This is a genomic window from Nocardia panacis (assembly GCF_003598715.1).
Taxonomy (GTDB): domain Bacteria; phylum Actinomycetota; class Actinomycetes; order Mycobacteriales; family Mycobacteriaceae; genus Nocardia; species Nocardia panacis.
Genome location: NZ_QZFU01000024.1, coordinates 19103 through 43018, shown reverse-complemented (window position 1 = coordinate 43018; position 23916 = coordinate 19103). Strand labels below are relative to the sequence as shown.

Sequence of the window (23916 nt, the reverse complement as noted above, 5' to 3'; positions counted from 1 at the left end):
CCCACGGCGCCACTTCGAGACACGGCGGTTAGACCAGCATTTTGGCTTTCAGGGCGGCGATATCGGCCTCGGACAGGTGCAGACCGTCGCGCACATAGGCGTCGAAACCGCCGTACAGCTGCCTCGCCTGATCGAAAGCCGCGTCCAGCCACTGGGATTGGACGCCGTTGATCGGATCGTCCGGATTGGCGTTGCGGAACTGATTCGACAGCAGGTAGTCCTGGGTGACGGTGCCGCGATCCACACCGAGCAGGGTGAGCAGCACGGCGGTGACCCAGCCGGTGCGGTCCTTGCCCGCCGTGCAGTGGTAGAGCACCGCACCCCCCTTGGTGTCGATGATGTCGCGCAGCACCGACCCGAACGCCTCGTTCGCGCCCGGCGCGGTGATGAACGCGGTGTACATGGTGGTGCCGCCGGTGAGCGAGGTGGCCACGATCTCCGGCGGCGCGTGCCCGATCACATCGTTCCAGTGTGCCGAGGCGCCGCCGGGCATCCGGTCGGGCGCGAGCATCCGCTCGTAGACGGTGCGCAGATCGTCGACGAAACGCACGTTGCGACTGGACAATTCGGCCAGATCGGCCGGACCCGCATTGCTCAGCTGGCCCGTCCGATACACCAACCCGAGCCGCACGATACGGCCGTCGGTGCTGCGATAGCCCCCCACATCGCGGGCATTCTGCACCCCGTCCAAGTGCAGGGAGCGGTCGAAGGTGAACTGTTCGGTCGCGATGGCCGGATCGGCGACCGCGCCGCCGAGGCCGGGTCCGAATGCGAGGGCCAAGCCGGTGGCGGCGGCCACCGCGGCGCGCAGGGCACGGGTCACGGCGAACTCCTTCGTCGAGGCGTACCGGTCAGGCGGGTGAGACCTCGAACCGCGACAGCGCGAGCAGGCGGGAGATCGCACGCAGGTACTTCTTGCGGTACCCCCCCTCCAGCATTTCCGCGGAGAAGATCTCGTCGAGCTTCGCGCCCGACACCGTGACCGGGATGCTCGCATCATAGAGCCGGTCGGCCAACACCACGATGCGAAGCGCCACGTTTTGATCGGTGACCGTGTGCACGCCGGAGATGTACACCGCGGACACGCCGGAGATCAGCGCGCCGAACTTCGACGGATGCAGAGTGCTCAAATGCCGGACCAGCGCGTCGAATTCGTCGAGGGTGGCGCCCGGCGCGGCGGCGGCGCGTTCGGCCAGCAGCTCCGGTGCGGTGGGTTCGGGGGCAGGCGGCAGGTCGCGGTGGCGGTAATCGGGTCCGTCGACGCGCACCGGCTCGAAGATCGCACCCAACTTCTTGATCTCGCGCAGGAAGTCCGATGCGGCGAAACGACCCTCACCGAGCTGACCCGGCAGCGTATTGGATGTGGTCGCGATGCTCACCCCGCGCGCGGACAGCTCGGTCAGCAGGCGCGAGACCAGCATGGTGTCGCCCGGATCGTCGAGTTCGAATTCGTCGATGCACAGCACACTGTTCGCCGACAACCGCTCCAGGGCGTTGTTGAATCCCAGCGCGCCGACCAGATTGGTCAACTCGCCGAAGGTGCCGAAACTCTTCGGGGCGGGCGAGCTGTGGAAGATCGAGGCGAGCAGGTGGGTCTTGCCGACGCCGAACCCGCCGTCCAGGTACAGGCCCGCGCCGCTGATCTGCTTCTTCTTCCCGAACAGACTCTTCTTGCCCGCCGCCTTGTGGATCTGGTTGACCCGATCGGCGAAATCCGCCGCCTTGACGACCGCGGCGGCCTGCGAAGGCTCCTTCGGATCCGGGATGTAGGAGTCGAAACTGACCTCGTCGAACATCGGTGGCGGCACCATCTGCGCGACAAGTTGATCGGCCGGGACCTCAGGATGGCGGTCGACGAGGCGTTCTTGCATAGCAGAAGCGTAGTGACGTGGTGAGATGGCTTGTCATGCAGCGTAGTCACAATGCGATCCAGCTCACAGACCTGAACTCCGACGAGCTCGCGCGCTTGTACGCCTATCCCGCCGGACTCCAGGTCCCTTGGGTGCGCGCCAATTTCGTCTCCAGCATCGACGGCGCGGCCACGGCGGGCGAACTCTCCGAGGGCCTGGGCACACCCGCCGACAAAACCGTCTTCCTGCTGCTACGCGATCTCGCCGATGTCATCCTGGTCGGCGCAGGCACCGTGCGCGCCGAACACTACGGCGGCGCGCGCACCCACGCCGCCCGCCGCCGCGAGCTCTACCGGGAAGGTATCGGCGGTCATCGCGACGGCGCGCCGCCGCCGATCGCGGTCGTCACGGCGGGCGCGAACCTGGAACCGGACTGCCGTCTGCTCACCGATACGGCCGTGCCGCCGTTGATCATCACCACCGCTGCGGCCGCGGCGGACCGCAAGCGCGCACTGGCCGAGGCGGGCGCGGAGGTCATCGAGGTGGGCGAGGTCGCGGTCACGCCCAAGGCACTGCTGGCCGCGCTCGGCGCCCGAGGACTGTTCCGGGTGCTGTGTGAGGGCGGACCACACCTGTTCGGCTCGCTGCTCGACGCCGACACCGTCGACGAACTGTGCCTGACCACCGCGCCGCTGCTGATCGGCGGCTCGGCGGGGCGAATCTCACTGTCCGCGCACGAGTTCCATCGGCGGATGCGGCGCACCCACCTCCTGCTCGACGAGGACGGCACGCTGCTCACCCGATGGACGCGCATCGTCGAATGAATCGAGGCCCAGCCGCGGGTCCCGGCAATGAAGTGGCGGTCGGCACCTGGCAGGCTGTAACGCATGCGCTGGACTCGGGCCGTGGTGTCGGCCGCGACACTGTCGATCTTGCTGACCGGATGCGGCGCGGGTCCCTCCGACCGGCCCGGTGTCGCCGTCGAACGGCCCGTCGCGGCGGGCGGCGTCAAACCCGAGACGAACGCTCCCGCGCCGCCGCCGCAGGCCGAACCGCCCAAGACCGACCTGGCCTGGCGCGATTGCACCGCGCCCACCCTCGACGGCCTCGGGCTCGGCCCGGCCCCCGCCGGGCTGGTCCTGGAATGCGCGGAATTCTCCACGCCGATCGATTCCGGCGGCGCGGTCCTGGGCACCTTCCGCGCCGGAGCCATGCGGGCGCGGCTGCCGCAGACTCCCCTGGATGTCGCGCCGCTGGTCCTGACCTCCGGGGTGGACCGGCCCTCCACCGCCACCCTGGCCGGGTTGGCCATCGGTCAGGGCAGCGCCATGTTGACCGCCCGCCCCATCGTCGCGGTCGACCGACGCGGGTTGGGCGCCTCCCAACCCATCGACTGTCTGCCGCCCGAGGTCCGCCGCGCCCTGGCCGACAATGCCCAATTCGGCACCGGCGCCGCGCAATCCGACCGCGATCCGGCCGTGGCCATGACCTCCCTGAGTCAGAACGCCACCATCGCCTGCCGCGACTTCCTCCAGCCCTACGAGGGCGCCTTCGACGCCCCGCACGCCGCCGACGACATCGAGCAGTTGCGCAAACAGTGGCAGGTGGATCACCTCATGCTGCTCGGCTCCGGCAATGGCGCGAAGGTCGCCCTCAGCTACGCGCGCCGCTACGGCGACCACCTGACCCGCCTCGTGCTCGACTCGCCCGTCCCGGTCAACACCGACACCGTCACCCGGACCGAACAGCGGGTCAAGGGCGCGGAGGCCGCGCTGTCCGCCTTCGCCCAGCATTGCACCGGCCTCGGCTGCGCCCTGGGGGTCGACCCGCGCGCCGCCGTCACCGACCTCGTCGGCCGCGCGAGCTCCGGCGGACTCGGCGATATCTCCGCCTCGGCCTTGACCACCGCCCTCGCCTCCTACCTCGGTGACCCCCGCGCGGACCAGCCCGACCGCACCGCCGAACTCGCCGATGCCCTCGCGGCCGCGATCAAGGGCGATCGGCCGCGGCTCGTCGCGCTCATGCGGCGCCAGGCCGAGGCCACCGGCACCGACGGCCAATTCGTCAACGGCTGCACCGACACCCAGCAGCAGCCCACCCCCAACCAGGCCAAGGACCTCGGCGAGACGTGGGGCGGGAAGTATCCGGTCTTCGGTCGCACCGCCGCCCTCGGCATGCTCGGCTGCGTGGCCTGGCCCACCGCCGATGTCCCGCCGCTGCCCGACAAACTCGACCTGCCCGTGCTGATTCTCGGCGCCGCGGCCGATCCGGTGGTCGGCACCGGCGGCCAAGCCTCGGTCAGCGGCGCGCTCGGCGCGGCGGGCGCGCGGCACGCCACCGTCACCTGGCAGGGCTTCGGTCATCCGGCGTTCAGCCACTCGGGGTGCGCGCAGACCGCGATCCTCGAATATCTCAAAGAGGCCAAACTTCCCGCCGATGGGACGGTCTGCCCAGCCTGAGTGGGCTTCCCGCCTGCTGGGTCCTTTTCCAGGCGCGCCGAATGTGGTCCGGGCAACGCGACCGCCTCGCGTTCGGTGTACCGTGCCCCAGTGTTCCCACGACAGCTCGAGCCCCGCACCGCTCGGACCACCGCCGAGGCGCTGAACTACATCCTGTGGCCGCTGGCGATCATGACCGTGCTGCAGCGGGTGTTCATCAAAGCTGTCAACGGCTTCATCACCGACGATTTCAAACCCGTCTACGCCGCCTCGCTGGCCTTTCTCAACGGTCAGCCCGTCTACACCGACAACTTCGACTCGGTCGACCCGCACTACCTCTACCCGCCGAGCGGCACCCTGATGATCGCCCCGCTGGCGATCCTCGACCCGGAGAAATCCCGGTGGTGCTTCATCGTGCTCAACGCGATCGCCATCATCGCCGTCTGGTATCTGCTGCTGCGCCTGTTCGACCACACGGTGCGCTCGGTGCTCGCGCCCGCGCTGCTGCTGGCCATGTTCCTTTCCGAGACCGTGGTCAACACGCTGGTGTTCACCAATATCAACGGGTGCATCCTGCTGGCCGAGGTCGCCTTCCTCATGCTGCTGCTCAAACGGCGCGACCTGTGGGCGGGCGTGGCCATCGGCCTGATCATCGCGGTGAAACCGAATATGGCTCCGCTGCTGCTGATTGCGCTGCTGCGGCGGCAGTGGCAGGTGTTCATCACCGCCATCGGGGTGCCCGTCGCGCTCACCGCCGCCGCCTGGCCGCTGATCAAGGACCCGATGTCCTTCGTCCGGCACACCATGCCCTACCTGCTCGAATCGCGGGACTACTTCAACAGCGCCATTGTCGGAAACGCCGCCTACTACGGGCTGCCGCCGTGGCTCACCTGGGGTATGCGACTGGTCCTCGGCGTGCTGGTGCTGATCTCGCTCTGGCTGCTGTACCGCTACTACCGCGAGGACGAACTGTTCTTCGTGTGCACCACCTCCGGGGTGCTGCTCACCGCGACCTTCCTGCTCACCTCGCTCGGGCAGGCGTACTACTCGATGATGCTGTTCCCGTTCCTGATGACGGTGGTGCTGCGCAATTCGGTCCTGCGCAACTGGCCCGCCTGGCTGGCTGTGTTCGGTTTCATGTCCTACGACAAGTGGCTGCTGGACCGCTGGCAGAGCGCCGGACGCGCCCTGGACTACCTGCGCATCACCTTCGGGTGGGCGCTGTTGCTCATCGTCGTGTTCTGTGTCCTGGGCGACCGCTACCTCAACGCGCGCCGCGAAGGCCGACTCGCCTCGGGTATCGATCCGCTGTGGCTGCGCGAGACACCCGCGGCGGCGGAGGAACCACCGGCGCCTGCCCTCACCCCGGTCCACAACGGGGTCGCCACGTCGGCCGGGGAACCTATTAGCGTGGAGTCATGACAGACACCTCCCTGCCCGCACCCAAGATCCAGCTCACCCCGCAGCAGTGGCGGTCGAAACTGAATCCCGAGGAGTACGCGGTGCTCCGCGAGGCCGCCACCGAACGCCCCTTCACCGGTGAGTACACCGACACCAAAACTGAGGGCGTCTACGCCTGCCGCGCCTGCGGGGCCGAATTGTTCCGCAGCACCGAGAAATTCGACTCGCACTGCGGGTGGCCGTCCTTCTTCGACCCGGCCGACTCCTCGGCCGTCATCCTGCGCGCCGACGACTCGCTCGGCATGCGGCGCGTCGAGGTCCTCTGCGCCACCTGCCACAGTCACCTCGGCCATGTCTTCGAGGGCGAGGGTTACCCCACCCCCACCGACCAGCGCTACTGCATCAATTCCATCGCCCTGCGCCTGGAACCCAAGGGCTGACCCCCGGGTTCCGCTACGGCAGAGCGGCGATGAGGTTTTCGAGTTCGACGCGGGGGCCGGTGTAGAACGGGGTCTCCTCGCGGACGTGGCGGCGGGCCTCGGTGGCGCGCAGCTCACGCATCAGGTCGACGATGCGGTGCAGTTCCGGGGCCTCGAAGGCGAGGATCCACTCGTAGTCGCCGAGGGCGAAGGACGCGACGGTGTTCGCCCGGACATCCGGGTAGTCGCGGGCCTGTTTGCCGTGATCGGCGAGCATCTTGCGACGATCGGCATCCGGAAGCAGGTACCAGTCGTAAGAGCGGACGAACGGGTAGACGCAGATGTAGTTGCCCGCATCCTCACCGGCCAGGAAGGCCGGGATATGGCTCTTGTTGAATTCGGCGGGACGGTGCAGCGCCACCTGACTCCACACCGGGGTGCAGGCCCGACCCAATTCGGTGGTGCGGCGGAAATCGGCATAGGCCGCCTGCAACTGCTCCACCTGCTCCGCGTGGGTCCAGATCATGAAATCGGCGTCGGCCCGCAGCCCGGCCACATCGTAGACACCGCGCACCACCACACCCCGATCCGCGAGACCGTCGAAGAAGGCCCGCGCCTCCTTCACCGCGGCCGCCCGCTCCTCCCCCAGTACGCCGGGCCGCACCTGAAACACCGAAAACATCAGGTAGCGAATGGTGGAATTCAGTGCCTGGTAGTCGAGTCGCGCCATGATCCCTATCCTGCCACTCACCCCACCGCATCCCGTATGCGATCTACCCCACCCTCCGAGTCGCGGGATTTATCGGGCGAATTCACCCGGCCCGCAGTGTGATTCGACCGGGGTCAGCCGAGAGTCGCGGCCAGGTTCGCGGCGGCGGCGGCGCCCGAGGCCACACAGGCCGGAACTCCGACACCGTGCAGGTAGGCGCCCGCGACCGCGAGTCCTTCAGTAGCGCCGACCACGGCTTCGAGGGCGGCGACACGATCGGTGTGGCCGGGCGCGTATTGGGCCAACCCACCGGGCCACCGTTGGACGACGGTGCTCGTCGGGGTGATCGTGAGCCCGGTGACGGTGGACAGATCCTCGGTGGCCGCGGCAATGAGATCGGCATCGGACCAAGACAGCGGGGCCGGATCGCCGAATTTGCCGAAGGAGGCGCGCACGAGGGCGTTCGGGCGGGCGGCGAGATGCGGCCATTTGCGACTGGAGAGGGTGAAAGCCTTGGCGCGCAACGGTTCCCCGGTAGCGATCAGGATCCCCGAGTTCTCCGGAAGGGCGGTATCGCGCGGGAGAGCCAGGGCGACGACGGCCGAGGACGCCAGTTCGATGCCTGCTGCGGCTGCTGCCGCGACCGGCAGCACCGGACGCAGCAGTTCGGCCGCGATCGGAGCCGGCACCGCCAAGACGACCGCGTCCACCGCGCCCACGGGGTCGATCGCCCAACCCCCGGCGACGCGGTCGAGCCGGGTCGCGGCCGTCGCGGTGACGAACTTCGCGCCCGACCGCGCCGAAAGCGCCTCCAGCAGAACGCGATACCCGTCCCGGATACCGCCGAACACCGGGGTGTCGGAGGGCGGGGGCAGCGTGGCCGCCACCGCCTCGGTGAGGCTCGCCGCACCCGCGTCGAGCGCGGCCGCCAGCGCGGGAAGCGCGGCCCGCACGCCGATCGAGCGCGAACTCCCGGCGTACACCCCGCCCAGCAGCGGGTCCACGCTGCGGGCGACGACCTGCTCCCCGAACCGGTCGGCCACCAGTTCGTGCACCGAGATATCGGCTCCGACCGCCCAGCCGAACGGCCGCCGCCGCTCCCCTTCGACCCACGCGACGGTCGCGTCATCGACCAACCCGCGCACCGATTCGGCGACCGACGGAATCCCCATCAGCGTCCGCTCCGGCAGCGGATGCGCCGCCCCGCCCGACCACACCACCGGCCGCGATCCGGACGGCACGACCAGCTGCGACGTCAACCCGAGTTCGCCCAGCAGGCCGGGCACCTCCGGCCGCCGCCCCACGAACGCTTCCGCCCCCAAATCCACCGGCTCCCCGGCCAATTCGCCGGTATACAGAATCCCCCCGACCCGCTCGCGACGTTCGACGACCACGATCTCGGCCCCCGACCCGAGCAGTCCCCGCAGCCGGTAGGCCGCCATCAGCCCGCTGATCCCGCCGCCGACCACCGCGATTCTCATGCGACCGACCGTAGCCCCGCCGAGCCCCGCCCGAGCCACCGGTGCAACACCTTGTCGCGCGCCTCACACGCGGTCGAGACCCTTCAGATCTCGTGCACCAACTCCACCAGCGCCGTCAGCACGCCGGGATCGGTCTGCGGCAGGACCCCGTGTCCGAGATTGAAGATATGTCCGGCGGCCCCCATGGCCACCGCCTCGTCGGCTTCGTGCGCGATCCGACGCGCCGCCGCCTCGATGGCCGCCGAACCGGCGAACAGCACCGCGGGATCCAGATTCCCCTGGAGCGCCTTTCCGGCACCGACGCGGCGGACCGCCGCCGTCAACGGCACCCGCCAATCCACGCCGACCACATCGGCCCCGGCCTCCCCCATCGCCTTGAGCAGTTCCCCGGTGCCGACGCCGAAGTGGATGCGCGGCACCCCCGTCGCGCCCATCTCGGCGAAAACCCGCTCCGAATGCGGCAGCACGAAGCGCCGATAGTCGGCCTCCGACAGCGCGCCCGCCCAGGAGTCGAAAAGTTGGATCGCGTCCACGCCGGCCGCCACCTGTGCCCGGAGAAAGGCAATCGTGATATCGGTGAGCACGCCGAGCAGTTCGTGCCACGTGGTCGGGTCGGCGTACATCATGGCCTTGGTCCGCTCGTGATTGCGGCTCGGCCCGCCCTCCACCAGATAGGAGGCGAGGGTGAACGGTGCACCGGCGAAACCGATGAGCGGCGTGTCCCCCAACTCCTCGACCAACAGACGCACCCCCTCCGCGACCGCGCCGACCTCCTCGGGCCGCAGCCTCGGCAGCGCCCGCACCTCGGCGACGGTGCGCACCGGCGCGGCGACGACCGGCCCGACCCCGGCGACGATATCCAGATCGATACCCGCCGCTTTGAGCGGAACAACGATGTCGGAGAACAGGATCGCCGCGTCCACCCCGTGCCTGCGCACCGGCTGCATGGTGATCTCGCACACCAACTCCGGGTCGAAGCAGGATTCGAGCATGCCGACGCCCTTGCGGAGCTCCCGATATTCCGGCAGCGAACGCCCGGCCTGCCGCATGAACCACACCGGCCGCCGCGACGGCAGCGCGCCGGTGGCGGCGGCTAGAAAGGGGGCGTCGGTAAGTCGGCGGCGCGCGTTGATAGTCATCGAGGGCCATCGTAAGCGGTGTGTCGCGCCGCGGGAGACGCGGTCGGCCCCGGTTTCGGCCGCCGTTTCACCCGGCGCGCCTCCGACCGCGCGCGGTGTGAAGGGTCTACCGTCCCCTTTGTGACACCGCTCGACTTCCGCGACGGCGCCGCACCGACCGAGGGGGAGCCGAAACGCTTTCGCGCCGCGGTCGAGGCAATGGGCACCGCAACCGTGCACCCTCGCATCGAGTTGGCACCGATCCGGCCGCCGCAACGCCTCGCGCCCTATTCCTATGCCATCGGCGCCGAAGTCAGTCATCCGGAATCCGCTGCGGTGCCGGTGGATTCGGAGGGCGACGCGTTCGGCAGGCTGATCCTGCTGCACGACCCGGACGGCGATGAGACCTGGCACGGGGTGTTCCGCCTGGTGGCCTACATCCAGGCCGATATCGATGCCGCGCTGGCCACCGATCCGCTGCTGCCCGAGGTGGCCTGGAGTTGGCTGGTCGATGCGCTGGAATCCAGGTCCGAACCGTTCACCGCGCTGGGCGGCACGGTCACCTCCACCAGTTCGGTGCGCTACGGCGATATCGCCGGGCCGCCGCGCGCGCACCAACTGGAGTTGCGCGCCTCCTGGACGGCGCTGACCGAGGAGATGCGCCCGCATGTGGAGGCCTTCTGCGAGGTGCTCGCCTATGCCGCCGGGTTGCCGCCCGCCGGAATCACTCATCTGCGTCCGCAGTCCTATACCAGCCCGGAGTCCTATACCCTCGGCGAACCCAACTGACCGCAACGTAAAGTTCAGGCTTATGCCGGTAGCAGATCAGCCAGAAGACGCAGCCGAGCCTTTGCTCGTCCCGGCCGAGGGTGTGCCACCGGTGCTCGACTCCGCCGCGGACGTGGCCGAGGCCGCCCGACGGATCGCCGCGGGCACCGGTCCGCTGGCGGTCGACGCCGAGCGGGCCTCCGGGTTCCGGTACTCGGCGCGCGCCTATCTGATCCAACTGCGGCGACGGGGCGCGGGAACCTTCCTCATTGATCCGATCCCGGTCGCGGCGGCGCTGACGCCCCTGGCGGAGGCCATCAATGACCTGGAGTGGGTGCTGCATTCGGCCGATCAGGATCTGCCCGGTCTGGCGGAGTTGGGTCTGCGACCCACACGACTGTTCGACACCGAATTGGGCGGCAGACTCGCCGGATTCGAGCGGGTCGGTCTGGCCGCGATGGTCGAGCGACTGCTGGGTCGGGCGCTGCGCAAGGGGCACGGCGCGGCGGACTGGTCCACCCGGCCGCTGCCGCAGGAGTGGCTCAACTATGCCGCCCTCGATGTGGAACTGCTGCTGGAACTGCGCGACGCGGTCGCCGTCGAATTGGAACTCCAGGGCAAGACCGACTGGGCCGCACAGGAATTCGAGCACATACGCACTACCGAGCCGCCCGCCCCCAAGGCCGACCGGTGGCGGCGCACCTCGGGCATCCACACGCTGCGCCGCGCCAGGCAATTGGCCACCGTGCGCGAATTGTGGACCACCAGAGACACTTTGGCCCGCGCCAGGGATGTCGCACCCGCCCGCATTCTGCCGGACTCCGCCATTGTCGCCGCCGCGAACGCGGACCCGCGCACCATCGCCCAACTCAGGGCGCTCCCCGTCTTCGGCGGTCCGCGTCAGCGCCGCTACTCTCGCGATTGGCTCGCCGCGGTCGACACCGCACGCGCCCTCTCCGATGCCGAACTACCGCCGCTGTCACAGCCTTTCGATGGGCCGCCGCCGGTCAACCGGTGGGAACGTCGCGATCCGGCCGCCGCCAAACGGCTGAATCGGGCCAGGACCGCCATGGGGGAACTGTCCACCGAGCGCGCCATACCGGTCGAGAATCTGGTCTCCCCCGACCTGGTCCGCCGCCTCTGCTGGGACGGACTACCGGATTACGATCGCCTCCCCGAATCACCCGACCTGATCGCGACGATCGATGGATTCCTCAAATCCGGCGGCGCCCGCCCCTGGCAGCGCGAACTGTCCGCCCCCCGACTGACCGCCGCCCTGCTGCCCGCGCAGCCGTCCTGAAATCCCCTGTGCGCGTCGCGCTCCGACGGGAACTCAGCGCACCCCGAGCCACCCGCCGATGCGCCGGGCGATATCGCTCGCGGTGAGACCTAGATCGCGCAGCACCTCCTCGCGCGAACCGTGATCCAGGAATTGTTGCGGCACACCGATATCCCTGGTCGGCACGTCGAGTCCGGCCGCGCGCAGCCGCGCGGAGACGGTGGATCCGACACCGCCGTGCACCCCGCTGTCCTCCAGGGTGACCACCATGCGGTAGTTCTCGGCCAGTTTCACGATCGTGTCGGAGACCGGCAGCACCCAGCGCGGATCCAGCACCGTCACCGCAATACCCTCCGCCGCGAGCAATTCCGCCGCGTCCAGGGCGGTATGCGCGAACGGGCCGACCGCGACCACCAGCACATCGCCGTGCACCGACTGGGCGGGGCCGTGCTCGGACAGGCGAAGCACATCCACGCCCTCCAACCGCTCCACGGGCGGAATATCCTCGGCCACACTGCCTTTCGGGAAGCGGATGGCGGTGGGGCCGTCACTGATCGACAGCGCCTCGGCCAGTTCCTCGCGCAGCGTCGCCGCGTCGCGCGGAGCGGCCACCCTGATACCGGGGACGATGCCGAGCACCGACAGATCCCACATGCCGTTGTGGCTCGCACCATCCGGACCGGTGATACCCGCCCGGTCCAGCACGACGGTGACCGGCTGCCGATGCAGCGCCACGTCCATCAGCAGTTGGTCGAAGGCGCGATTGAGGAAGGTGGAATAGATCGCGACCACCGGATGCAGACCACCCATGGCCAGCCCCGCCGCCGAGGCCATGGCGTGCTGCTCGGCGATGCCGACATCGAAGGTGCGCTCGGGGAACCGCTCACCGAAGGCGGCCAGCCCGGTCGGGCCGGGCATCGCCGCGGTGATGGCGACGATATCGGCCCGGCGCTCGGCCTGCTCGATCAACTCCTGCGCGAACACCTTCGTCCAGCCGATGGCCTTCGGGCCGCCGAGCGCCTGCCCGGTGAGCGGGTCGATCGGATCGCAGGAATGCATCTGGTCGGCCACGTGATTCTCGGCGTGGGCATAGCCGTGCCCCTTCTGCGTGACCGCGTGCACAATCACCGGACCACCGAAATCCTTGGCCCGCCGCAGCGCGGCCTCCAGGGCCACCGGATCGTGCCCGTCGACCGGACCGACGTACTTCAGGCCGAGATCGCCGAACAGCTCCTGCGGGCTGACCGCGTCCTTGATGCCCGCCTTCACCGCGTGCACCATCGAATAGGCCGAATCCCCAACGCCCGGAATACTCTTCAAGATCTTGCGGCCCGTCTCCAGCGCATGCTCGTAGGCGGGCTGCGTGCGCAGCGCGGTGAGCCTGTCGGCCAGACCGCCGATGGTGGGCGCGTAGGAGCGGCCATTGTCATTGACCACGACGACCACCGGGCGATCCGCGGCGGCGATATTGTTCAGCGCCTCCCAGCACATACCGCCGGTGAGCGCGCCATCACCGACGACCGCGACCACATGTCTGTCCCGGCGGCCCGTCAGCGCGAACGCCTTGGCCAAACCATCGGCATAGGACAGGGCCGCCGACGCATGCGAGGACTCCACCCAGTCGTGCTCGCTCTCGGCCCGACTGGGATAGCCGGATAGGCCGCCGCGCACGCGCAGACTGTCGAAGCGGTCCTTGCGACCGGTGAGGATCTTGTGCACATACGCCTGATGTCCGGTATCGAAGACCAGCGGATCGGCCGGGGAGTCGAAAATCCGGTGCAGGGCGATGGTCAATTCGACGACACCCAGATTGGGACCGAGATGTCCGCCGGTCGCGGCCACCTTCTCGACCAGGAATTCGCGAATCTCCGCCGCCAGTTCGCGCACCTCCGGCATACTCAGCCGACGCAAATCTTCGGGCGTATCGACCTGGGAAAGCACTCCCACCTGAACCCGCTCCCTCCGGATGACGCATCTGATCCGAACAGTCTACGGAGCCATGGAACGGCCCCCACTCCGACGGCGCAACCGCACCTGCCGCATCGCGTGGAAATGTAAGCCGCACCACACGTTACGCGGCAGCGCGATGATTCGGGCCGATCCGCGGACCTCCGCCGCGACGACACGCCGAACCACGCCGCGCACCTGCGCAAACCCCGTCAACCCCGCAGCCGCGCAACGCCGTAACCCCCGAGCCGACCCCGCAGCAGCCGCCCAGCCATCCCCGCGCCGCACCCGCGCACCGGGTCATCCGACATCACAGTCGCGTGCACCACACCGGCCCCGCACACCCCGCGCGCCACCGGGGAAACCGCCGGGCAACGCCTACAGTGACGCTGTGGCCAAGCCCGAGCAACCCGCTCCGCGACCGCCCGAACCGGGCGTCGTCGCCGCCATCGTCGCCGAGGTCTACGCGCACTGCCGCGCGGACACCTCCGGCGAACTCGCCGACTACATTCCCGAACTCGCCGCCGCGCAACCGGATTCGTTCGCACTGTGCCTGGCCACCGCCGACGGCCGAATCTACGGCACCGGCGACACCACCACCGCCTTCACCATCCAGTCCATCTCCAAACCCTTCACCTACGCCCTGGCCCTCGCCGATCGCGGGCCGGAGGCGGTGGCCCAACGCATCGACGTGGAGCCCTCCGGCGAAGCCTTCAACGAGATCAGCCTCGACCCCGTCACCGAACGCCCCCGCAATCCGATGATCAACGCGGGCGCCATCACCGCGGCCTCCCTGATCTCCGGCCACAACGCGAAGGAACGCTTCCAGCGCATCCTCGACTGCTACTCCCGCTTCGCGGGCCGCGGCCTCACCATGAACGAGGCCGTCTACGCCTCGGAGTCGCGCACCGGCTACCGCAATCGCGCCATCGGCTACATGCTGCGCTCCTTCGGCATCATCGACTCCGACCCGGACGAGGCCGTCGACCGCTACTTCCGGCAGTGCTCGGTCGAGATCACCTGCCACGACCTCGCGATCATGGCCGCCACCCTGGCCAACAACGGCGTCAACCCCGGCACCGGAGCGCGCGCCCTCACCGCCGCCCTCACCGAACAGGTGCTCAGTGTCATGACCACCTGCGGCATGTACAACGCGGCGGGCGACTGGGTCAGCACCGTCGGAATGCCCGCCAAAAGCGGTGTCGGCGGCGGAATTCTCGCGGTGCTGCCCGGACAGATCGGCATCGCGGTCTACTCCCCGCGCCTGGACCCGCACGGCAACAGTGTGCGCGGCGTCGCCGCCTGCCGCGAACTGTCCAAACGGCTGGAACTGCACTTCCTGCACGTCACACGGGCCGCGCAGGCCACCATCCGCTCCGAGTACGCGGTCTCCGACGTGCCGTCACGGCTGCGGCGCAGCCCGCAGGACCTGGCACTGCTCGCCGAACACGGGCGGCGGGCCAGGGTCTACGAACTGCACGGCGACCTGCTGTTCGCGGGTGCGGAACGGGCCGTGCGGGTGATCGAAGCCCAAGCCGGACGCTTGGTCGCGCTGGTGGTCGACCTGCGGCGGGTCGGGGAGGTCAGCGCGATCGCGGTGCGCATGCTCGACGCGTTGCAGCGCGAACTCGCCGCCACCGGCTGCCGGGTCGCCCTCGTCGACCCTGACGGCAAACTCGGACACAACGTCTCCAGCCTCGACCCGACCGACCCGCGCGGACGGGTCTTCATCGACCGCGACACCGCCACCGAATGGTGCGAGGACATCGTCCTGGACCAATTCCGTCCCATCGACCAACCACCCTGCACCTCCCTCGCACTCCCCGACCATCCGGCGCTCGCCGCGCTCTCCCCCGCCGACCGCACCCGACTCACCGAGCGATTCGAGATTCGCACCGTGGCGCGCGGTGAGGTCATCGCCGAACGCGGCAGCGGACGCTCCGGGCTCTACCTGATCCTGTCGGGCCGGGTGCGCATCACCTTCGAGGGGGCCGACAGCCGCGAACATCGCCTGGTCTCACTGACCGCGGGCATGTCCTTCGGGGAGATGCCGATGCTGATCGGCAGTCCCTTCGTCAACGAGGTCCGCGCCGAGACACAGGTCCGGGTCGCGGTGCTGAGTCCCGACCGCTTCGACCGCCTCACCGAGCACGAACCGCAACTGAAACTGGCGCTCATGGAACGACTCGCGGCAGGCGCCTACGCCCAGATGGACGCGGCGGTCCGAGCCATCGCCGTACGCGGCGCGGACTATTGATAACGTTGCCGCACAACAGATCAGGAGCAATGCCGTGAGCAACAAACACGACGCCGAACACCAAGCGGGCACGGTGAGCACCTTCGGGCACGGGAGCGCGCGGGCCACCCCGGATCTGATGCGTGTCACCATCTCCGTCGAATGCCGGGCCGGCAAGGTCGCGCTCGCCTACGGTCAGGCGGGCGAGCGGATCGCCGCGGTGACCAGGGCACTGCGGGCCGATGGCGTCACCCCCGCCGATATCGCCACCAGCGGCCTGTCGGTGCGCACCGAAACCGTGTGGTCGGAAGGCGAAGGCAACCGCATCACCGGATACGTGGCCACCACGGACCTGACGGTCGCACTGCGGGAGATCGGCGAGAACGCGGAGCCCGGCCCGGCCACCGTCATCGCCAACTGTGTCGAAGCGGGCGGCGACGATGTGCGTTTGGGCGGCCTCACCCTCACCTTCGCCGACCAGGAGACACTGCTGTCGCAGGCCCGCGACGCCGCATGGGACAACGCCAAAGCCAAGGCCACCCAGTACGCCGAGCGCGCGGACCGCACACTCGGCCCCGTCCTGGAAATCACCGAGAACACCGCCGCCGCACCGCTTCCCATTCCACGCGCGCGAATGATGGCCGCCCCCTTCAACTCAGGCGATTTCGCCGGCGCATCGGTTCCGGTCGAATTGGGCGAAGGCGAACTCACCGCCACGGTCCGCGCCACCTGGCAACTCGACTGACCTTCACGCGCGACATGATTCAGTCGCGCGTGCGTTTCGTGCCGCGCGGCTGATCAGCACCTAGTCGGTAATCCCCTCCAGCCCAACGTAAGCCGACACTCGTATCGCCGCAGCAACCTATCCGAACACCGGCACCCACTCGCTCGATGCGTCGCACCGGCAGGCTCGGCTAAGATTCGCGTCATGAGTGATGGGGGGACACCAGCCTCTGGCCAGAACCTCTCGGTGATGCCCGAGAAGGTGCGCGAGGTCGGCAGGTACGTCTACGGGTTGGCCGAGGCACTGCGAACGGCCCTGGACTCGGCCGCCAAGGATGTCGCTTCGTTGACCAACGGCAGCTGGACCGGGGATGGCGCCTCGGAGTTCTCTCAGGGCTGGACCGACGTCCATGACGGTGGGATCCAGATCATGACCGCCCTGACCAACATGGCGGAAAAGCTCGGCGTCACCGCCGACACCTATCAGGCGAGCGATGAAAGCATCGCCGCCGCATTGAACACCTCGAATTTGGATCTGCCGTGAGCTCCCAGTTCTCGGTCGATCTGGACCATCTCGATGAGATCGTGGCTCGTCTATCGGGTCTGGCCGGGTTCGTCGGTGAGCACCTCGACGAGATCGACCACCGGGTTGCGACTTTGACCGGCAGCGGATGGGGAAGCGTCGCCGCCCAGGCATATGCCGAGGCGCATACCCAATGGGTCACTGGTGCACGCGAGTTCGTCGAAGGCGTACGCGAGGTGAGCGACGCGGCCAAAGCGGCCCATGCGCGCTACTCCCGCGCCGTCGATACCAACTTCAAGATGTTCAGCGGGGGTTGAGCCACCTTGGGTGTACTGGTCATCGACTGGCAGACCTACTACGACGCTGCCAAAAAATGCCACGCCCTCGCCACCGATCTTCGTACGGCCGACAAACCGGTCCACGATACGGTCAAAGGCGAGTGCGCGGGTATGGCCGGTGACACGGCCGGCTGCGAGCAATGGGGGAAAACCTACGACCGCGTTGCTCGGGAAACAATGCAGACCTGCACGAACCTGGCCGACGCCCTCACCAATATGGGGTACATGCTCTCCGCCGCCGGATACAACTGGGCGCTGGCCAACAGATCCAACCCGATGCCTGAGCGTCCCACGGTCTCGGCGATGTCGGAGTACAAGGTGTCGATCCCGACCTCGGTGGGCAACAACGGTGACGGTGTCACCGAGGGCCACGGCAGTGTTCCCGGCTTCTATGACGCACTGGTCGGGAAGATCCAGAACGAATTCGGCGGCAAGCTGCCCAACGGGAACAAAGACAAGCTCGCCAAGGCCGCATCCACCTGGAAGGCGTTCGCCGAACACAAAACGATCACCGATGCCGCATCCAGGGTCACCGAGATCACCAACCTTTTCAACGACATCCAGGACAAGAAGGGTCTCGATCCCCTCCTCAGGCACCTCACCACCCTCAATGGCAGCGCCACCCACCTCGCGTCGGCATCCCTGAGTCTCGCCACCCCCGTCGCGGAGTACAGTAGCGCCACCTCCGAGGTCCGCGACAAATTCAAGGATGCGGTCACCAACGCCCTGATAGCGGCCGGAACCACTGTCGTCATCGGCATCGCCGCCTCCTGGATCACCGCGGCCCTCAGCGACGTCGCCGCAGGCGTCGGTGTCGTCGTGATCGCGGGCAACACCGCCAGAGTGCTCAAAAGCGCCTACGACACCAGCAAACTCATCAAGATCATCGGCACTGCGGCAGCAGTCGCGGGTGCCACAGCCGCCACCGTCACCGCATTCGAAAATGTCCCCGATCTCACCGGAGAGGTCGCCAAACTCGCCGCCATCCTCCTCATGAAGGTGTACATCGACACCGAGGACGCGCCGGGCGGAAACGATCCGAGTCCGGGGAGTGTCGCCAAAACGGTTGAAGAAAAAGCGGCGGCGATCAAAGATGTCGTCACCGACGCCACTGGAAAAATGATCGGCACCGAAGACGCCGACGGAGTTCAGATGGTATCGGCCGAAGAAGTGGCACGAGCTCACCAGGAGTTGATCGATAAACTTGGGCAGGCAGACGAAGTGAAGCACACACCCAAAGGCGATATAGAGGTGTGGAATATCTCCGGCGATCCGAAATCAACGGTCAACTATAGACCATTCAGCAGATCCGGTGGAGCCACGCTAGACTTCAATAATGTTCCCGGCGTGCCGATCAAGCGGTGGCATATCCCAGAATAGAACTCTTCCATATGAAACATGACACGATCGGAGGTTGGATGTGAGCACAAGCACAGCGATCGACTATACCGGACAATCGTTTATCAACTTCCGCGACTTCGAGTTCGAAGAAGAGGGCAGACACCGCTTCAGGTGGATAGACTCGAAGAAATTCGATCTTTTGCGACCCGACCTCGACGACAAATTTGTCCTCGGGGCGCTTATTGCACACCCACAGTTCCTCGATGATTATGTCGGTGGCGGCCTCGACCCCGAGGGGCTACGCCATGGGCCGTACTGGCTGAGTCGAATTTCCCCCGATACATATCGAAAGGTCGACAACGCCACCGCTCTCGACGTTCTCGAGCAATGGATATCCGGTTGTGGAATGATTCCCGAATCACTCCGGGTTGAAATCGATCACAAGGTGCTGGACCCCGTTCGCGAAGCGACCGCCTGCTACCTACTGCGAACACTGGACAATACCGCAGCCAATGACTATGCCGACATTCACAACGAGTTTCACGAAATAGTGCTGATCGACAGAGGCACACGGCGCATTCTCTTGATCGTCGCTACCGACGACTGAATGCCGAGGCCGTCGAGCCCATGTCCGCAGTCATCTCACCGAACTGCGAAGCGATGTCAATCGACCGGCGATGATGACGATTGGCCATGGTTTGACCACAAAATCTGAGCGGACGTGCCGTGACGACGGACTTGAGGTCGGTCGTCACGGCACGGCACCTCGAGGCCCCAATTCCACAGGCCCAGGTTTCGGACTTACTCGTCATGGGTCACACCTCGCTGACCGCCATTCGCACGCCGATCCCGATCAGCACCGCGCCGGTGATTCCTTCGAGCCACTGTCGAACTCTGGTGCGGGCGAAGAAGGTTCGGGCGCGGCCTACGAAGGCGGCGACCAGGGTGAACCACATCGCGTCGATCAGTATGTGCAGCACACCGAGTAGCAGGGTGTTTGGCAAGGCGTCGGGTCCCGAGCCGACGAACTGCGGGTAGAACGCGAAAGTGAAGACGGGGAGCTTCGGGTTGGTGAGGTTGGTGAGCAGACCGATCGACGCCGCCCGCCGGCGCGTGGCGCGCACCGCACCCTCGTCCACCACCACCTCGTGCATCGGTTCGCGCAACTGCCGCCACGCCTGCACTCCCAGCGCGATCAGCACGACCGCGCCCACCACGCGAATCACCACGAACGCCGCGTCACTCACCGCCACCAACGCCGAGAGACCCAGCCCGGAGGCCACGACCCACGAATAGAGGCCCAACTCCATGCCTGCGACAACCGGCAGCGTCGCCCGCGTCCCACTCAGCGCGCTGCGTCGAATCACCAGCGCCGTGGTCGGTCCCGGCACCATGGCCGAGATCAATACCGCCGCGCAGAATCCCCCGAGGATCGACCAAGTCACCGGCAGAGCATCTCACCCACCGGCCCGGCACGACACCCCCGAATTCCGAGACCGGGGCGCCCCTCAATGCTGAACGGCGCCAAAAGGTTGCGTGACCTGAGGCGCATCCAGCACCGGGGCGGTAGTCGGCTGATTCCAGACATAGAGTGCCAGCGCGACAAGCATCAGCGACGCGACCGTGCCGAGTATCGGTCGCACCAGTCGCAACCACGCGTAGCCCGTCCGCCGATCCAGCGCCGCGACCACGTCACCTCCCATACCATCCGGAGCATTCCCCCACCACATCGCCGCGACGTCCAAAGCCGTTACGCATCAGTCCGGCCCAGCGATCAACGCTCCAGCAGCGCGAGGCATTCGACGTGATGGGTGGCGGGGAAGGCATCGAAGGCCCGCAGCTCCGACAGCCGGTAGCCCGATGCCTGATACAAAGACAGGTCACGGGCGAATGCGGCCGGGTCGCAACCGATGTGGATGATGCGGTCCGGATCGGCGGCGGTCACGGCCGCGATGACCTCCTTGCCCGCGCCCGCGCGCGGCGGGTCGAGCACCACGACCCGCGGTGCGGGGCCGGATTGTTCGCCGATCCACCGCTCCACCCGCTGCGCGCGCAAGTCCAGCCAGGGCAGGTCGCGCAATGCGGCGTGCCCGTCGGCGACGGCGGGGCGGGCCGATTCGACCGCCCGAACCGCGCCGGTGGGGCCGACCTGTTCGGCCAGTCGCGCCGCGAAAACACCCGCGCCGCTGTACAAATCCCATGCGACATCGCCGGGTCGCAGGTCGGCCCACGCCGCGACGATATCCGAATAGCATTGCGCCGCACCGCGATGCGCCTGCCAGAATCCGGTGGCCGCGACCTCCCAGCGCCGCCCGGCCACGTACTCCACCGCGCGCCCGGTCCCGGAGACCACCCATTCCTCGCGCGGCGCGTGTATCGCCGCCCGGCGCGCCGCCGCATCCCGCCGCTCCCCCGGTCGACCGGAATCCCCCGCGTCCCAACCATTTCCGAAGCCTTCGGCGCGGGAGATATCGTGCCGCCCGCGCCGATCCCTTCGCCCGCGCACACTCGACTCGCCCGTCTCCGACCCGTCCGCACCGCGCCGATTGCCACGAGACTTTTCCGACTCCGGATCCGGCCGACGAGCGCCATGCGAATCCCCGTCGCGCCCCCGCTTCCCCGCGAACGGACGCGCATCCCGCCCCCGAGCATTGTCCGGCCGGTCACGCCGATTCCGCCGCCCCCCAGCATCTTCGACCTCGGCGGGAGCCAGCTCGACAATATGACGCACCCCGTCGCCGTCGACGGCGACGACGAGATCCGCCCCCGGTGTCCACAGCCGATCGCCGATTCCGTCCAACGCTCCCCAAACCGGTTGCGGGCAGCGCAGATCCGCGATGACCTCGGTGCTGCGGTAGCGGTGCACCCCGGCCCGTCCCTCGGCGTCGACCACGAGCCGCACCCTGGTCCGCCAGCCGGATTCGCCGTCGGGAACCGATTCCACCGGAACTTCCCGCTCGATACCCGCGAGCCTGCGCAACTGTTCGGCGACGACGCTCGCCTTGAGCGCACGCTGAGCCTCGGGCGTGGCGTGGGAGAAGTCGCAGCAACCGGCCCCGCCCGGCCCGGAGACCGGGCAGGTGGCGGGCACCCGATCGGGTGCGGACTCGAGTACGTCGATGGCGTCGGCACGGCAGAAGGATCCGCCCCGATCCTCGGTGACGCGCACCCGCACCAGTTCACCGGGCAGCGCGTGCCGTACGAAGACCACCCGCCCCTCGTGTCGGGCGACACAGAATCCGCCGTGTCCGGGCGGGCCGACCCGCACCTCGAAGGTGGTGTCCGACCAGTCGATCATGTGCGGTCCTCGTATCCTCGGCGCACCGCGCCCGGCGCGTTCACCACGCGCGGTGTCCTGGCCCGGATCGAGGAGCTGAGCTGCCAGGGCACGCTGGTCACCATCACGCCGGGTTCGAAGAGCAATCGCCCCTTCAGTCGCAGCGCGCTCTGATTGTGCAGCAACTGCTCCCACCAGTGTCCGACCACGTATTCGGGGATGAAGACGGTGACCACCTCACGCGGTGAATCCCGGCGCACCCGTTTGACATAGTCCAGCACCGGTTTGGTGACCTCCCGGTACGGCGATTCGATCACCTTGAGCGGCACGGTGATATCGCTGTGCTCCCATTCGCGCACCAGTTTCCTGGTGTCGGCCTCGTCGACGTTCACCGTGACGGCCTCGAGCGCGTCGGGGCGGGTGGCGCGGGCGTAGCCGAGGGCGCGGCGGGTGGGCAGGTGCAGCCGGGAGACCAGCACGATGGCGTGCGAGCGGGTGGGCAGCACACCGTCCCAGTCCTGTTCGTCTAGTTCGCGCGACACCGAATCATAGTGTTTGCGAATCATTTTCATGACGATGAAGATCGCGACCATGGTGAAGATGGCGATGTAGGCGCCCGCGAAGAATTTGGTGATGAGCACGATCACCAGCACCGCGCCGGTCGCGGTGAGACCCACCCCGTTGATGATCCGCGAGCGATGCATGCGTGCGCGCTGCGCGGGATCGGTCTCGCTGCGCAGCAGCCGCGTCCAGTGCCGCAGCATCCCGGTCTGACTCAGCACGAACGAGACGAACACACCCACGATGTAGAGCTGGATCAGCTTGGTCACCTCGGCCCCGAACAGGACGACGAAGGCGATGGCCGCACCGGACAGGAACAGGATGCCGTTGCTGAAGGCCAGTCGGTCGCCTCGGGTGTGCAACTGCCGGGGCAGGTAGCGGTCCTGGGCCAGAATCGAACCGAGCACCGGGAAGCCGTTGAAGGCGGTGTTGGCCGCGAGCACCAGGATGAGCGCGGTCACCGTGGTGATGAAGAAGAAACCGACCGGGAAGCCGTGGAACACCGTCGCGGCGAGTTGCGCGATGAGCGTCTTCTGCTCGTATCCGGCGGGCGCGCCGATCAGGTCGGCGGTGTTGTGCGCGTAGACGATTCCGATCTTCTGCGCCAGCACGATGATGCCCATGAGCAGCACCACCGCGATACTGCCCAGCAGCAGCAGCGTGGTGGCGGCATTGCGCGATTTGGGTTTGCGGAAGGCGGGCACCCCGTTGCTGATCGCCTCGACACCGGTGAGCGCGGCGCAGCCGGAGGAGAAGGCCCGCGCGATCAGGAAGGCGAAGGCCAGACCGTAGAGGTGTTCGTCCTCGGGTCTGAGTTCGAAACCGGCCGACTCCGCGCGCAATTCGTCGCCGAGCACGAAGATCCGGAACAGCCCCCAGCCGAGCATGACGAACATGCCGACGATGAACGCGTAGGTCGGAATCGCGAACGCGGTCCCCGATTCCCGGACCCCGCGCAGGTTTATGGCGGTGAGCACCGCGATGGCCACCACGGCGAAGAGCACCTTGTGGGTGGCCACGAACGGGATCGCCGACCCGATATTGGAGGCGGCCGAGGAGATCGACACCGCGACGGTCAGCACGTAGTCGACCAGCAGCGCGCTGCCGACGGTGAGTCCGGCATTGGGTCCGAGGTTGGTGGTGGCCACCTCGTAGTCGCCCCCGCCGGAGGGATAAGCGTGCACGTTCTGCCGATAGCTGGCGACCACCACCGCCATGACGAAGGCGACGGCCAACCCGACCCACGGGGCATACAGATAGGCGGAGACACCGGCGGCCGAGAGCACCAGGAAGATCTCTTCCGGCGCGTAGGCCACCGACGACATGGCGTCGGAGGCGAACACCGGGAGCGCGATCCGCTTCGGCAACAGCGTGTGCCCCAGCGAATCGCTGCGGAAGGGCCGACCAAGGAGCATGCGTTTGGCGGCCGTCGTCAACTTCGACACTGGAGCGAGCATAGCCGGACCTGCCCTGGTGGCCCCGGCTGGTCCTGGCCGGTTTGCGGCAT

At 67.8% G+C, this 23916-nt stretch carries 22 protein-coding genes; 12 read left to right on the top strand and 10 right to left on the bottom strand.

Annotated elements, in window-relative coordinates; genetic code table 11:
• Positions 1-28: 28 nt before the first annotated feature.
• A complete protein-coding gene (locus D5S18_RS21905; protein WP_203236855.1) occupies positions 29-823 on the bottom strand; it encodes a tyrosine-protein phosphatase in 795 nt (264 codons plus the stop codon).
• Positions 824-851: 28 nt separating this feature from the next.
• Entirely contained in the window at positions 852-1871 is a 1020-nt protein-coding gene (gene zapE / locus D5S18_RS21900; RefSeq protein ID WP_120042962.1) for a cell division protein ZapE, read from the bottom strand.
• Positions 1872-1906: 35 nt separating this feature from the next.
• Between zapE and D5S18_RS21895 the strand changes: the two genes are divergently transcribed.
• The 4 genes from D5S18_RS21895 (at position 1907) to msrB (ending at position 6129) form a co-directional block, all read left to right on the top strand.
• The gene (locus D5S18_RS21895) at positions 1907-2674 is read left to right on the top strand and encodes a pyrimidine reductase family protein (protein ID WP_120043013.1); all 768 of its coding nucleotides are present in this window, start codon (positions 1907-1909) and stop codon (positions 2672-2674) included.
• A 63-nt stretch (positions 2675-2737) separates the two neighbouring features.
• A complete protein-coding gene (locus D5S18_RS21890; protein ID WP_120042961.1) occupies positions 2738-4309 on the top strand; it encodes an alpha/beta hydrolase in 1572 nt (523 codons plus the stop codon).
• Positions 4310-4399: 90 nt separating this feature from the next.
• Entirely contained in the window at positions 4400-5710 is a 1311-nt protein-coding gene (locus D5S18_RS21885; RefSeq protein WP_203236854.1) for a glycosyltransferase family 87 protein, read from the top strand.
• Positions 5707-6129 (top strand): peptide-methionine (R)-S-oxide reductase MsrB, encoded by a 423-nt coding sequence (gene msrB, locus D5S18_RS21880; protein WP_239003930.1) that lies wholly within the window; start codon positions 5707-5709, stop codon positions 6127-6129. The genes D5S18_RS21885 and msrB overlap by 4 nt, the downstream gene beginning before the upstream one ends.
• A gap of 13 nt (positions 6130-6142) precedes the next feature.
• Here msrB and hemQ read toward each other — a convergent pair whose 3' ends face one another.
• The 3 genes from hemQ to hemE all read right to left on the bottom strand — a co-directional run bounded on the left by hemQ (position 6143) and on the right by hemE (position 9437).
• Positions 6143-6838: a hydrogen peroxide-dependent heme synthase gene (gene hemQ / locus D5S18_RS21875; RefSeq protein ID WP_120042959.1), complete on the bottom strand. Its 696-nt coding sequence runs from the start codon at positions 6836-6838 to the stop codon at positions 6143-6145.
• Between the two features lie 113 nt (positions 6839-6951).
• On the bottom strand, positions 6952-8298 hold the full coding sequence (locus D5S18_RS21870; protein ID WP_120042958.1) for a protoporphyrinogen oxidase: 1347 nt from the start codon (positions 8296-8298) through the stop codon (positions 6952-6954).
• An 83-nt stretch (positions 8299-8381) separates the two neighbouring features.
• Positions 8382-9437, bottom strand: coding sequence for a uroporphyrinogen decarboxylase (hemE, locus tag D5S18_RS21865; RefSeq protein ID WP_120042957.1), 1056 nt, complete (start codon positions 9435-9437; stop codon positions 8382-8384).
• A 198-nt stretch (positions 9438-9635) separates the two neighbouring features.
• On the opposite strand from hemE, the gene D5S18_RS21860 reads away from it, so the two are divergent.
• The gene (locus D5S18_RS21860; RefSeq protein ID WP_239003935.1) at positions 9636-10205 is read left to right on the top strand and encodes a DUF3000 domain-containing protein; all 570 of its coding nucleotides are present in this window, start codon (positions 9636-9638) and stop codon (positions 10203-10205) included.
• A gap of 22 nt (positions 10206-10227) precedes the next feature.
• Positions 10228-11484, top strand: coding sequence for an HRDC domain-containing protein (locus D5S18_RS21855; RefSeq protein WP_120042955.1), 1257 nt, complete (start codon positions 10228-10230; stop codon positions 11482-11484).
• A gap of 33 nt (positions 11485-11517) precedes the next feature.
• Here the strand turns inward: D5S18_RS21855 and dxs are convergent, their stop codons facing one another.
• Positions 11518-13410 carry a 1-deoxy-D-xylulose-5-phosphate synthase gene (dxs, locus tag D5S18_RS21850; protein WP_120042954.1) on the bottom strand — a complete coding sequence of 631 codons (1893 nt, stop codon included), beginning with the start codon at positions 13408-13410 and terminating at the stop codon, positions 11518-11520.
• Between the two features lie 391 nt (positions 13411-13801).
• On the opposite strand from dxs, the gene glsA reads away from it, so the two are divergent.
• From glsA to D5S18_RS21820, 6 genes are all read left to right on the top strand, one after another.
• The gene (gene glsA, locus D5S18_RS21845) at positions 13802-15667 is read left to right on the top strand and encodes a glutaminase A (RefSeq protein ID WP_120042953.1); all 1866 of its coding nucleotides are present in this window, start codon (positions 13802-13804) and stop codon (positions 15665-15667) included.
• Between the two features lie 34 nt (positions 15668-15701).
• Positions 15702-16391 carry an SIMPL domain-containing protein gene (locus D5S18_RS21840; protein ID WP_120042952.1) on the top strand — a complete coding sequence of 230 codons (690 nt, stop codon included), beginning with the start codon at positions 15702-15704 and terminating at the stop codon, positions 16389-16391.
• A gap of 183 nt (positions 16392-16574) precedes the next feature.
• Complete coding sequence (locus D5S18_RS21835) at positions 16575-16913, top strand: type VII secretion target (RefSeq protein WP_120042951.1); 339 nt, start codon at positions 16575-16577, stop codon at positions 16911-16913.
• Positions 16910-17209 carry a WXG100 family type VII secretion target gene (locus tag D5S18_RS21830; protein WP_120042950.1) on the top strand — a complete coding sequence of 100 codons (300 nt, stop codon included), beginning with the start codon at positions 16910-16912 and terminating at the stop codon, positions 17207-17209. Before D5S18_RS21835 ends, D5S18_RS21830 begins: the two co-directional genes overlap by 4 nt.
• Before the next feature lie 6 nt (positions 17210-17215).
• On the top strand, positions 17216-18610 hold the full coding sequence (locus D5S18_RS21825) for a hypothetical protein (protein WP_203236853.1): 1395 nt from the start codon (positions 17216-17218) through the stop codon (positions 18608-18610).
• 40 nt (positions 18611-18650) lie between these two features.
• Entirely contained in the window at positions 18651-19178 is a 528-nt protein-coding gene (locus D5S18_RS21820; protein WP_147404062.1) for a hypothetical protein, read from the top strand.
• Between the two features lie 208 nt (positions 19179-19386).
• Here D5S18_RS21820 and D5S18_RS21815 read toward each other — a convergent pair whose 3' ends face one another.
• From D5S18_RS21815 to D5S18_RS21800, 4 genes are all read right to left on the bottom strand, one after another.
• Positions 19387-20016, bottom strand: a complete 630-nt coding sequence (locus D5S18_RS21815) for a LysE family translocator (protein ID WP_147404060.1) — start codon at positions 20014-20016, stop codon at positions 19387-19389.
• Positions 20017-20079: 63 nt separating this feature from the next.
• On the bottom strand, positions 20080-20262 hold the full coding sequence (locus tag D5S18_RS21810; protein ID WP_147404058.1) for a hypothetical protein: 183 nt from the start codon (positions 20260-20262) through the stop codon (positions 20080-20082).
• Between the two features lie 83 nt (positions 20263-20345).
• On the bottom strand, positions 20346-21869 hold the full coding sequence (locus D5S18_RS21805; RefSeq protein ID WP_120042946.1) for a class I SAM-dependent RNA methyltransferase: 1524 nt from the start codon (positions 21867-21869) through the stop codon (positions 20346-20348).
• The gene (locus tag D5S18_RS21800) at positions 21866-23854 is read right to left on the bottom strand and encodes an APC family permease (protein ID WP_120042945.1); all 1989 of its coding nucleotides are present in this window, start codon (positions 23852-23854) and stop codon (positions 21866-21868) included. Before D5S18_RS21800 ends, D5S18_RS21805 begins: the two co-directional genes overlap by 4 nt.
• Positions 23855-23916 lie beyond the last annotated feature (62 nt).